At 38.8% G+C, this 12,093-nt stretch carries 9 protein-coding genes; 4 read left to right on the top strand and 5 right to left on the bottom strand.

Features of this window, described 5'->3' with window-relative positions; translation table 11 throughout:
* Positions 1-397 precede the first annotated feature (397 nt).
* On the top strand, positions 398-748 hold the full coding sequence (locus H7U22_RS22630) for a helix-turn-helix domain-containing protein (protein WP_187073615.1): 351 nt from the start codon (positions 398-400) through the stop codon (positions 746-748).
* Here the strand turns inward: H7U22_RS22630 and H7U22_RS22625 are convergent.
* The 3 genes from H7U22_RS22625 to mnmE form a co-directional block, all read right to left on the bottom strand.
* Complete coding sequence (locus H7U22_RS22625) at positions 745-1,857, bottom strand: tyrosine-type recombinase/integrase (protein ID WP_187073614.1); 1,113 nt, start codon at positions 1,855-1,857, stop codon at positions 745-747. The two genes, H7U22_RS22630 and H7U22_RS22625, sit on opposite strands and share 4 nt — an antisense overlap.
* A gap of 4 nt (positions 1,858-1,861) precedes the next feature.
* Complete coding sequence (locus tag H7U22_RS22620) at positions 1,862-2,419, bottom strand: helix-turn-helix domain-containing protein (protein WP_187073613.1); 558 nt, start codon at positions 2,417-2,419, stop codon at positions 1,862-1,864.
* Between the two features lie 364 nt (positions 2,420-2,783).
* Positions 2,784-4,142 carry a tRNA uridine-5-carboxymethylaminomethyl(34) synthesis GTPase MnmE gene (gene mnmE, locus H7U22_RS22615; RefSeq protein WP_187073612.1) on the bottom strand — a complete coding sequence of 453 codons (1,359 nt, stop codon included), beginning with the start codon at positions 4,140-4,142 and terminating at the stop codon, positions 2,784-2,786.
* A gap of 637 nt (positions 4,143-4,779) precedes the next feature.
* Here mnmE and H7U22_RS22610 point away from each other — a divergent pair.
* On the top strand, positions 4,780-5,904 hold the full coding sequence (locus H7U22_RS22610) for an AI-2E family transporter (protein WP_187073611.1): 1,125 nt from the start codon (positions 4,780-4,782) through the stop codon (positions 5,902-5,904).
* A 132-nt stretch (positions 5,905-6,036) separates the two neighbouring features.
* On the opposite strand, the gene H7U22_RS22605 is transcribed toward H7U22_RS22610, so the two are convergent.
* Entirely contained in the window at positions 6,037-6,798 is a 762-nt protein-coding gene (locus H7U22_RS22605) for a sulfite exporter TauE/SafE family protein (RefSeq protein ID WP_187073610.1), read from the bottom strand.
* A gap of 107 nt (positions 6,799-6,905) precedes the next feature.
* Complete coding sequence (argS, locus tag H7U22_RS22600; protein ID WP_187073609.1) at positions 6,906-8,678, bottom strand: arginine--tRNA ligase; 1,773 nt, start codon at positions 8,676-8,678, stop codon at positions 6,906-6,908.
* A gap of 304 nt (positions 8,679-8,982) precedes the next feature.
* Here argS and H7U22_RS22595 point away from each other — a divergent pair, with 304 nt between their 5' ends.
* Positions 8,983-10,428 (top strand): arginine deiminase family protein, encoded by a 1,446-nt coding sequence (locus H7U22_RS22595; protein ID WP_187073608.1) that lies wholly within the window; start codon positions 8,983-8,985, stop codon positions 10,426-10,428.
* Between the two features lie 412 nt (positions 10,429-10,840).
* Entirely contained in the window at positions 10,841-11,755 is a 915-nt protein-coding gene (gene ctlX / locus H7U22_RS22590; protein WP_248284841.1) for a citrulline utilization hydrolase CtlX, read from the top strand.
* The last annotated feature ends 338 nt before the right edge of the window (positions 11,756-12,093 follow it).

Below are 12,093 nucleotides of genomic sequence, written 5' to 3'. Positions count from 1 at the left end.
CTGCTTTTTTCAAGCAACAACTCTGGGGGTCAATTTAAAATTGGCGAAAGGGGGTCAAATTTATTGGTATATGCACCCTTTGGCCAATTCCTGCGAATCAGACAAGAAAAATTTCTAAATTTTCCCAGTAACGGCTCCGAGGCCAACCCGCCAAAAAGCAACTCTTAATACAACGGTTCTTTTTGTTAAAGATTTGGTGTCGGTCGGCAAAATGTCCATGCCCTTGCATTGAAGTGTTGACCTTTCAAGATTTGCTCTGCCCAAACGGTTTGGGCAGCATTGCGAGCTGATGAACTTGCTGCAATCTCTCTACTGGGTATCTATCGATAGGCTGATCCAATGTGATTGTCAGCACCTAGAGATTTTACGGGCAATATTTGAACTTAGAAACGGGAACATGGAAAAGCTGACCTTTAAGAACATGCCGCAGGCCCTCGGGCTGATACTTGAGAAGCTAGCGGAAATTGAACAGGTACTTTCAATCAAAAAGCAGTCCGAGGATAAGTTCAGTGAGGTCATGGGCGTGAGGGAAGCCGGGATGTTCCTAAAGCTTACGAAATCGACAATCTACACAAAAGTCAGCCGTGGTGAACTTCCTGCATTCAAGTCGAGAAAACGCTTACTCTTCCACAAGACCGAGCTCCTTGAGCATATGCAGTTGAACAAAAAAATGAGCAGTTACCAGCTCAAAAAAGAGGCGGACCTCAGGATCCGCCAACTGCCTAAAACAAGGAAATACACCTACTAAAGTTCCAGGGTAATCCTTGTTGCCGCTTCCTTCTTTTTCGAGTCGATGATCTTGGTATAGATCTGCGTAGTTTTTATATCCCGGTGTCCGAGCAGTTTGGAAACGGTATAGATATCCGTTCCCATCGAAAGCTGCAAAGTGGCAAATGTATGCCTAAAACAGTGGAAAGTGATGTGCTTTTCAATTCCGGCAAGTCCCAGCCACTTGTCCATGAAGCCACGCAATCTGCTGTACCTTAGTTCCTGAAATACCCGCTCATCAGAACTCCTCCGCTCCCCAAAGAGCGAAAAAGTCTGATCAGAGATCGGAAGCACCTCTGTCCCCTTAGTCTTCTGCTGTCGGAACTTCAGGTAATAGTCTCCCACCTCTCCCCTTACATCGCCCCATTTAAGCGCCTGCACATCTGAAAAGCGAAGGCCCGTCAGCCCCGAGACCAGCCCTGCGTTCTTCATCGTCTCTGGACGTATCTTCACATTCGCCAGTCGCTGGAACTCTCCGATGGTCAGAAATTCGCGATGGGTATCTTGCTCCTTTATTGCATCGGTCTTCTCATAGATGTTATTGGTCAGAAAATCAGCCTTGTAGGCAAGTTTGAGCGCGAGCCTGAATTTATTGTAGTAACTAAGGGCTGTGTTGTTTGAAATTTTCGTCTTTCGTTTGCTGATCCCTGGAGCAGACATCAGGTATTCCTTATACCCGTCGCAGAAATACACTGTAACATCAGAAAATCGCAGATCCTGTCCAGCATAACTGATCAGATAGCGCAGGGCCATGTACCACACATCAGAATTGGCCCCTTTCTTCTTACGGACCACATCACGGAAAAAATCGATGAAACTGCCCATCAAACGCTCAGTAGAGAGAAAACCATATTGGCGGTTCTGGATATCCAGCTGACGTCTGGCCCTAATGTTCTGGGCGATCATTTCAGTCTGTTTGTTGAAGTTGCGGTCGATCTCGTTTCTGGGATCTGCCACCATGTAAAGTTTCAGGTATTCCTTGCGGATCAGTTTTCCATCCTTTGGGTGGGGAATTGGCGGGTAATAGTCCAAAAAGAAACTGAACCTTCCGGAAGTGAGCTCTTTTTTTCTCAAGGTTACTTTTGACATAGTTTTAAATTTTAAATAAATTATCAATCATAGATTTTGGCACATAAGTGAATTTGCCACATTTTAGCTTTGGTATCTCGTGTCGCTTGATGAGCTCGTAAAGTGCTTTATTGGAAATGTTATATTTCCGCTCAACCTCACCAATGTGGTAGCAGGCTTCAATCCGCATGATCTTTTGAATATCCGGAACAACCGGTAATCGATCGTCCGGCAAGAAAAGTTTATCAATTTGTGACCTGGGGATAAGTATCTTCTTTCCCAACGCATTCGTAGCTGTGATTTTTCCCGACTTGATTAGTGTGTAGACCGTTTGCCGACAGCAGTCCAGCAGTAAAGCAATATCTTTTACCGTAAGGAAATCTTTCGACTGTGCAAGGTCATAATGTCTTGGCAATAATAATGCTGTCTCTTTATTACTGGCATCAATCTTCCCGTTTCTTGTTTTTTGTTTGTAGGCTGTACGGTTACATTTTAACGAACAATACTTAGTTGTTGTTTTTTTTGCCTTAAATCGACAACCACAATGTTCGCAAGCACGAACTACAGTGATGTTTGAACTCATAACTAGAGGTTAGCCGGTGATTGAACTCCGGATAGGTGAAAAAATGATTAGCCTTTGTTTACTAAATTGCCCAAAAACGCATTTTATCTAGGATGAGGCTTTTCGAAGATGCCACTCAATAATGGAAGTTATTTCGCCCAATATTAGGTGATTTGAGTTAAAATGAGTTAATTATGCCCAGTTATTTCCCCCCATTTTGGACAACGGGGGACAAATAGCTTTTCGGGGGACAACCTAGGGACAAATTTACTCAAAATAGTGCTGAAAATCCAAATTTTTAATCAAATAAAAAACCACTTAACTAATTGAAATTAAGTGGTTTAATATGTTTTTGTTTGACTATTTTTTGACTTATTTTGTGTACTTATTTCCCGATACAGAACTTCGTAAAGATGTTTTCCAAAAGGTCATCCGTGGTAACCGTACCTGTAATTTCCCCTAAATAATGTAAAGCCTGCTTAATATCCATGGCCAGAAAATCAGATGTTACCGGATTATCTACATTAATTAGCACACGTTGTAGTGCGTTTTCGGTTTGCTTTAGTGCTTCCACATGGCGAATGTTGGTTACCAAAGTTTCGCTGGTATTAATATGATGCAGGTTTACTTGCTCCAACAGAGTTACTTTCAGTTCATCAATGCCAACCTTATCACGGGCAGAAACAAAAACAACACCCAAAGCAGCAAAAGCTTCACGTTGTTCGGCAGAAAGCAGATCAACTTTGTTCAACAAAATTAGGTAAGGAATTTCCAGTTTCACCAAGCCCCTAATCTGTTCTTCCAATTCGGGAACAGTTTGCGAGGCATCGGCCATATAAATAATCAGCTTGGCCTGTTTCATTTTCTCGAGCGTCCGTTCAACACCAAGAGCTTCAATAATATCGGCCGTTTCGCGGATTCCCGCCGTATCAATAAAGCGGAAAACAATTCCGCCAATATTCAGTTCATCTTCAATCGTATCTCGAGTGGTTCCGGCAATGTCTGATACAATGGCACGTTCCTCGTTCAATAGCGCATTTAGCAAGGTAGATTTACCCACATTAGGCTTGCCAGCAATTACAATCGGCACACCATTTTTAATCACGTTACCCAATTCGAAAGACGAAATCAACCGTTGTAAAACATAATTAATCTTCGTAACCAAGTTTCGTAGCTGATCGCGATTGGCAAATTCAACATCCTCTTCGGCAAAATCAAGCTCCAATTCAATCATCGAAGCAAAATGAATCAACTGTTCACGCAACCCTTTCAGCTCATTGGCAAAACCACCACGCATTTGTTGCATCGCCACATCGTGCGAAGCTTTAGAATTAGAAGCTATTAAATCAGCCACAGCCTCTGCCTGACTTAAATCAAAAGCGCCATTTAAAAAAGCACGTAAAGTAAATTCACCAGGTTTCGCTGCTCTCGCCCCTTTGCTAATCAATAAACTGATAATCTGCTGAATAATATAATTGGAACCGTGACAAGAAATTTCCACCACGTTTTCCTTTGTGTACGATTTTGGCGCAACAAATAAACCCGCCACAACCTCATCAATAAGTTGATCGCCATCCTTCAACAAACCAAAATGTAGCGTGTGCGAAGCCTGCTTTTCTAAATCCTTGCCAGCAAAAACTTCATTCGTTAAACGAATCGCGTCAGGACCAGAAAGGCGGATTACGCCAATGGCACCCGAGCCTGGAGGGGTAGATAAAGCAATAATGGTTTCTTGAGTATTCATTTGTATGTTCTGAATTTCCAAAAATAAGGCTAATCAATCGTTATATCATGGAGAGGAAGTAATTTTTTCTGTTCTACAACCCAATAAAATATAAAATTAGTTTTAAGTAAAGTACGGTTCTGTCCACCTCAGTTTCATCAGCCCAAATTCGCTGTATCACAAATTCCTCACCCTACCTAAACAATAAAGTTTCGCAAAGTCAGTTTTCTTCCCTTAAAATATTCGTTCTAAGTAACAGATTAAACGGCCAATCGCTTTTTTATCCCCTTAAATCTGCGTCCCTTATCTGCCTTCATCTGCGGGAGAAAACTCCACTAACAAATCCATTTACCCTAATAACAGTGGTTTTTATCTTCTTAAATCTGCGCACCTTATCTGCCTTCATCTGCGGGAAAAACTCTACTAACAAATCCATTTACCCTAACAACAGTTGTTTTTATCTTCTTAAATCTGCGTAATCTGCGGGAAAAACTCTAAAACATCCTTTCCACCTAGCAAAACTTCACCCCCCCCTTAAATCTGCCTCCCTTATCTACAATCATCTGCGGAAAAAACTAAACATCCCCCCTAAAAAACCCTATCTTAAAAACATTTTGAATGAGCCTCTGTTTAAAATACGGAACACTAAAAACTTTATATGAATAATTTCCCTTTAACTGTAAGGAGATCGATAGAACTGCTCGGCCTCATGGCATTGGTTGCCGTAATCGTAATTGGTCGAGATATTATTATGCCAATATTGATGGCATTTTTCATCAGCATTATGCTACTCCCGGTATATCGCTTTTTAAAGAAAAAGAAATTCCCAGAAAGCCTTTCTATCATTCTTCCGATTATGTTGGTAGCACTTTTTGTGGCACTAATCGTTTGGTTCTTCTCCAATCAAATCGGAATATTAGTTAAAGATTTCCCGCAGATTAAAGCAAATGTAACCCAGCACATTAACTCACTGAGCGACTGGATCAGCAGAATAACCCATTACAACGATAAGCAACAAAGAGCATTCATTCAAGATAAAAGCGACGATTTAATGAACATGGGCACTTCACTAGCAGGAGGCGCAGCCCTAACATTAAGCGGTGTTTTTGTGTTCATCGGCTTACTGCCCATCTACATCTATTTAATGCTTTTTTATAAAGACATTTTATTGCGTTTTATTTTTATGTGGTTCAAACCAGACCACCATCCTAAAGTTAAAGAAGCCATTTACGAAACCGAATCCATCATTAAAAGCTACCTAATTGGCTTACTTATTCAGATTACTTACATGACGATTTTATTGGGCGGAATATTAATGCTAATCGGAATTAAACACGCCTTGTTAATCGGGGTAATCTTCGCCATATTAAACCTAATCCCCTATGTTGGGGCGTTAATCGGAAACTTAATCGGCGTTTTGTTAACACTTACATCCTCTCAAGAATTGTGGCCCGTAATTACCGTTTTAGGCGTTATCGCCTTCGTTCAATTTCTGGATAACAATATTCTGATGCCAAGAATTGTAGGTTCAAAAGTAAAAATCAATGCCCTTTTTGCCATCCTCGGTGTATTTATTGGCGGAAGTGTGGCAGGCGTCTCCGGAATGTTCCTCGCCCTACCAGTTGTTGCCGTATTAAAAGTAATTTTCGATCGTACCGAAACCTTCAAGCAATGGGGTGTTTTACTCGGAGATGAACGACCAGCCAAAAGCCCAATGAGCTTCTCAAACTTCCGTAGGAAAAAACCAGTTCCGGTTAAATCTGGAATTGAAAATGAGAAATAGTTTATTGGTCATTGGTTCATTGGTTCATTGGTTCATTGGTTCATTGGTCATTAAAACGGAATGCAAAAAGCATCGTTGGTTTAATCTAACGATGCTTTTTTATTTCACAATAACATTTAAAAATCAATCAAATTATTTAAGCAGAATGTCATAAGCAAACCTTAAAATCGTTCCGAAAACAACGATTAGAAAGAAAACCCGAACAAATTTATTCCCTTTTAACAGCGCAAGTTTGGTACCGAAATAAGCACCACAAACATTAAAAATAGCCATTGGGATTGCATATTGGAAAAGAATATGGCCCGTATAACTGAAGTAAATAATGGCAGCTAAATTAGTCGCGATGTTTACAATCTTGGCATGTGCACTTGCACCAATAAAATCGAAGCCCAAAACAGCAATAAAAACTAAGATCAAAAAAGAACCAGTTCCCGGCCCAATCAATCCATCATAAAAACCAATGATCAATCCAAATAGCGCAGCCACTAAAACCTGCTTTTTTACAGAATGATTTTTCTCTTGATGGATGCCAAACTGTTTATTGAAATAAGTATAAAGTGCAACCAAAATCAACACCACCAAAATAACGGGCTTTATTACGGCATTATCAATTCGGCTGACTAAAAAAGCGCCCAAAAGTGCAGTACAAAATGCAGCACATGCACAAGCAATTAGCACCTTGAAATTAAATTTAACCTGCTTTGAATATTTAAATGCAGCCAAAGAAGTTCCGGCGATGGAAGGGATTTTAGTGGTTCCTAAAAGTGTGGCAACCGGATAATGGGGCAAAATAAGTAAGGTGGCAGGCGTTTGCAATAAACCACCACCACCTACAATAGCATCTATAAAACCTGCTGCAAACGCAACAAGGCAAAGTAAAACCAACTCGTACATTAAGGAATAGGATTTATAGGATGGTCGGATTTCAAGATCATATCATTAAAAAAACCCAATTGAAAAGCACCATCTTCCATCATCCATTTTCCATTTTCCATGCAACCTTACATTCTTTCAGGAGAAGTAATCCCTAAAATCAGCATTCCTGCGTTTAAAATATCAGCAGTTTTTTTGCTTAAATTTAAACGGAATTGTTTGGTTTCGCCAGCTTCAGTTTTAACAATCGGCGGAACTTCATGGTAAAACTTATTAAACAATTTAGCAAGTTCATATAAATAATTGGCCAAACTCGCCGGACTATAAGCCTTTGCCGCAATGGCAATTTCTGCTGGATATTTAGTTAAAAGTAGAATCATTTCCAGCTCAACCTCAGAAATTCCAGAAAACTGAGCGCTGTTCACTTCAAACTTATAATCAGCTTTGCTTAATAAAGATTTAATCCTAGCGTGTGTATATTGTATAAAAGGTCCTGTATTCCCTTGGAAATCGATACTTTCAGCAGGATTAAATAACAAACGCTTTTTAGGCTCAACTTTCAATAAGAAATACTTTAATGCACCTAAGCCGATATTTTTATATAGTTCCTCTTTTTCTTCTTCAGTAAAATCGTTGGTTTTACCCAATTCTTCCGTTTTCTCGCGAGCCGTGGTAACCATGCTTTCGATCAGTTCATCCGCATCTACAACGGTTCCTTCACGGCTCTTCATTTTTCCGTTAGGCAAATCAACCATCCCGTAAGATAAATGGTATAAACCTTTGGCCCAGCTTTTACCCAACTTTTCAAGAATTAAAAACAGTACCTTGAAGTGATAATCCTGCTCATTACCCACCACATAAATCGACTCATCCATATTGAAATCGTCGTGCTTCATTTCTGCAGTTCCTAAATCCTGTGTAATGTAAACCGAAGTTCCATCTGCACGAAGCACCAATTTTTGGTCAAGGCCATCGGCAGTTAAATCGATCCAAACCGAACCATCTTCCTTTTTAAAGAAAACACCACTCGCCAAACCCTCTTCAACCGTTCCTTTTCCCAATAAATAGGTATTGCTTTCGTAATAGTATTTATCAAAATCAACTCCAAGGTTTTTATAAGTCACCGCAAATCCATCGTAAACCCAGCCATTCATCATGGTCCAAAGTGCAATTATATCTGCATCGCCGGCTTCCCATTGTTGCAACATATTCTGCGCTTCCTTAATTAAAGGCGCATTTTTCTTCGCTTCGTCTTCAGTTTGTCCCTCTGTTTTTAAAGTCTCAATTTCCTTTTTATATTCCTTATCGAAAATAACATAGTATTTTCCAACCAGGTGGTCGCCTTTTAAACCTGTGCTTTCTGGTGTTTCGTTATTGCCCCATTTCTGCCAAGCCAACATCGATTTACAGATGTGGATTCCCCTATCGTTTACCAAATTAACTTTAATCACATCGTAGCCATAAGCTTTTAGCAACTCGGAAACGGAGTAACCCAATAAATTATTACGAACATGGCCTAAATGAAGTGGTTTATTGGTATTTGGCGAAGAATATTCTACCATTACCTTTTTTCCGTTAGATGGATAAACGCCAAAATCTGCCGTTAAAATTTCCTCGTTAAACTGTTTAAGGAAATAACTTTCAGCAATGCTCAAGTTTAAGAAGCCTTTTACAACGTTAAATCTGGTAACCTCAGCAACGTTAGCAACCAAATATTCGCCAATTTCATTTGCGGTTTGCTCTGGCGATTTTTTAGATATTTTGGTAATCGGAAACACAACAATCGTTGCCTGTCCTTCAAATTCTTTACGGGTATCTTGTATGTTAATGACACTTTCGGCAACTTCTTCCTTGTAAAGTTCAAGAATGGCTTTCTGTGTTTCGGCAATAATAAAATTCATGGCGTAAAAATAGGGATTAAAGCGGAAAGCTGAAAGACCAAAGGAGAAAGCATCAATCAATATGTACAATTAACAAAGATTTGGAAAGGTACTGTAGTGCTTATCGCTTACTAAAGTCCTTCTTTCCGCTATAGTCCCGATATATTTCGATGAAAAATCGAACATCGGGAGCTACCGCTACAATAAGGTTTAAAAACTCAGGTTCGTGCAATAAACAGGCTTTTCCATGCAAGTCCGTCTCAAAACTATTATCTCAATTCTCATATCTAAATTTTTCTAATAGCTTTGTACAACTAACTTATATATGAGCGCAGAAAATCAAAATTTTAAAGTCAACGTAAAGACCGAAATCGGCCGATTGCGTAAGTTGTTAATCCACAGTCCAGATAGCGGTTTGGGCAAAGTAGTACCATCAAAAGCACAAGATTGGCTTTTTGAAGATATTGTACATTTAGATACCATCCGTAAAGGCGAATATGATTACTACATTAAGTTATTGATGTACTTTCTTGATCCTGAAAAGATCAAAGGAAAATTAGCTAAAATAGATTCGGAAGAAGATAATCGTAATTTTTATAAACCGAATCATCCAGATTTCCATAATTCAACTTCGGTAATCGAGATTCAGAATCTTTTAAGCGAAATGCTAGAGAATGAATCCATCCGTAAGAAATTGGTAGCAGCGGTTTGTGCAATTGAGGGCTGTACTTATAAAGTTCAAATCGAATTAACCAATACCGATCCAAAACAATTGGCGGAGATTTTTATCTCTGGAACGCTGGCAAATGATACGATGATTTTTGCACCGATTCCTAATTTAATCTTTACTAGAGATGTTGGAACGACGATTAACAATCATATTTTATTAAACAAACCTGCAAAAAAAGCCCGCGTTCGCGAAACGCTTTTAATGCGTTATATTTTCTTCAATCACCCGCTATTTGATGATTATCGTAATAACATTTTAGAAATTCCTGATGTAACGATGCACTTTTTGCGCCCTGGCGATGAACCAGCTTTTAGTACAACATTAGAGGGTGGCGATGTGATGATGGTGAGTCCGAATCACGTATTAATTGGTTGCAGTGAAAGAACATCAGAACATGGCGCAAATGAAGCCATTAAATTATTATTTGATAATGATGTGGTAGAGAAAGTAACAGTTGTAAAAATCCCAAGTAAACGTGATTATATGCACTTAGACACTGTTTTTACACAGGTTAAGCGCAATACATGGGTAATTTTGAATTCCATTGCACATTCGCCAAAATACAATCCCTACGAACCGATTAACTTTTTAAAAGAACCAGAAAAACTAGAAGCGACTACCGCAATTCAGTTTACTAAAGCCAATCCACAAGAACCTAAACATTTCGAACATGTAGAGGCTTTGTTGAATGACATTAGTCAGAATGATTTAAAAAGTACCGAGCCAACTAAAATTATTTATAGCGGAAATAATCAGTTTCCCTACGATTCAAGAGAGCAATGGACAGATTCGTGTAATTTGCTCGCCATTAAGGAAGGTGTAGTTTTGGGTTACGACAGAAACGATAAAACGGTTGATGCCTTTAAAGATGCGGGGTTTAACGTTATTGATGTAAAAGATTTAATTCAGGATTTGGAAAGCGGAAAAGCAAACGCAGAAACCATTACCGATACTTTAATTTTAATACCATCGGCAGAATTATCTAGAGCTCGTGGCGGTTTTCACTGCATGAGTTTACCAATATTAAGAGACGACTTATAATGTTCAATCGTTCATTTGTTCATTACCCATTGGTTATGGCGTATTAAATGATCTGGTGAACAAATGAACTATTGACTAATGAACTACTGAACCATTGAACAAATGAACTATTGAACAAATGAACCATCAAACCCAATGCCTCGGTTCGTGTCTCCACGAACAGAAAAATAATATTGGTTCTTGTAGCCGTTAACCAACACTTAAATCGTATTAATTGAACTGGTGAACTATTGACTATTGAACTATTGAACCATTAAACCCAATGCCTCGGTTCGTGTCTCCACGAACAGAAAAACAATATTGGTTCTTGTAGACGTTAACCAACACTTAAATCGGATTAAATTGAACTGGTAAACTATTGACTACTGAACCATTGAACAAATGAACTATTGACTATTGAACCATTGTATAAATGAACCAAATAACCAACCACATCCTAATGATTCGCCCTGTTGATTTTAAATTCAACGAGCAAACGGCGGGGAATAATAAATTTCAAGTTGCATCAACCGAGAGTGATGTACAAACGCAAGCGTTAAAAGAATTTGATGGCTTCGTTAATTTGCTTAAGGAAAACGGAGTTGATGTAACAGTTATTGATGATACTTTGCAACCTGAAACACCAGATTCTATCTTTCCCAATAACTGGGTTTCTTTTCATGATGATGGCTCTGTTTTTTTATATCCAATGTTTTCTGAAAACCGCAGATTAGAGCGTAGGAAAGAAATATTGGATGGTTTAAAAGATAGGTTTGAGGTGAATCATGTAAGTGATTTAAGCTTTTATGAAATGCAATATGCTTTTTTAGAAGGCACAGGAAGTATGGTTTTGGATCGTACAAATAAAATTGCTTATGCTTGCCTAAGTGTTCGTACAGATGAAGAAGTTTTAAATAATTTTTGTATGCTAACAGGTTATCAGCCTGTAGCTTTTCAAGCGGTAGATAATACCAATTTCCCCATTTACCACACCAATGTGATGATGTGCATTGGGGAACAATTTGCTGTGATCTGTTTGGATAGCATTAAAAATCCGCGAGAAAAAGAACAAGTAGCTTTGAGCTTAATCGATAGCGGAAAAGAAATTATAGAAATCAGCTTAGAGCAGATGAATCATTTCGCCGGGAACATGCTACAGGTTTCGAACGCAAATAAAGAAAGCTTATTGGTAATGTCTGAACAAGCATTTCTATCCTTAACTGAAGAGCAAATAGCTAAACTAGAAAAGTACAGCAAAATTATTCATGCGCCCCTTTATACCATCGAAAAAAATGGTGGTGGTAGTGCCAGATGCATGTTGGCAGAGATTCATTTGCCTTTGAAGTAACGAGTATTTTGTTGCCTTGCAATGACGATTTTTTGACACAACAGATTATTTAAACCTGATTTTTTCCAAATAAATCTCCCGCAGATTTAAAAAGATGTACGCAGAATAATTGATTAACAATATGCGAGAATCTCCTTAATCTGCGGGAAACTAACTCTTTTGCAAACTACTAAACGTAGATTCATTTGCCATTGAAATAGATTATATAGGGTTTTCGTCATTGCGAGGCACGAAGCAATCTACTTTACGAGACAGATTGCTTCGTGCCTCGCAATGACGAGTTTTTAAGCACAATAGATTATTTAAACCTGATTTATTTCCAAATAAATCTCCCACCT

This window comes from Pedobacter fastidiosus (genome assembly GCF_014306625.1).
In the GTDB taxonomy this organism is placed as follows: domain Bacteria; phylum Bacteroidota; class Bacteroidia; order Sphingobacteriales; family Sphingobacteriaceae; genus Pedobacter; species Pedobacter fastidiosus.
The sequence above is the reverse complement of the archived record's forward strand: the minus strand, read 5'-3'. Positions and strand labels throughout refer to the sequence as shown.

Excerpts from the sequence above, each read along its gene's own strand:
- H7U22_RS22630 (WP_187073615.1), top strand. The coding sequence starts at position 398 with ATGGAAAAGCTGACCTTTAAGAACATGCCGCAGGCCCTCGGGCTGATA.
- H7U22_RS22625 (WP_187073614.1), bottom strand. The coding sequence starts at position 1,857 with ATGTCAAAAGTAACCTTGAGAAAAAAAGAGCTCACTTCCGGAAGGTTC.
- H7U22_RS22620 (WP_187073613.1), bottom strand. The coding sequence starts at position 2,419 with ATGAGTTCAAACATCACTGTAGTTCGTGCTTGCGAACATTGTGGTTGT.
- mnmE (WP_187073612.1), bottom strand. The coding sequence starts at position 4,142 with ATGAATACTCAAGAAACCATTATTGCTTTATCTACCCCTCCAGGCTCG.
- H7U22_RS22610 (WP_187073611.1), top strand. The coding sequence starts at position 4,780 with ATGAATAATTTCCCTTTAACTGTAAGGAGATCGATAGAACTGCTCGGC.
- H7U22_RS22605 (WP_187073610.1), bottom strand. The coding sequence starts at position 6,798 with ATGTACGAGTTGGTTTTACTTTGCCTTGTTGCGTTTGCAGCAGGTTTT.
- argS (WP_187073609.1), bottom strand. The coding sequence starts at position 8,678 with ATGAATTTTATTATTGCCGAAACACAGAAAGCCATTCTTGAACTTTAC.
- H7U22_RS22595 (WP_187073608.1), top strand. The coding sequence starts at position 8,983 with ATGAGCGCAGAAAATCAAAATTTTAAAGTCAACGTAAAGACCGAAATC.
- ctlX (WP_248284841.1), top strand. The coding sequence starts at position 10,841 with ATGAACCAAATAACCAACCACATCCTAATGATTCGCCCTGTTGATTTT.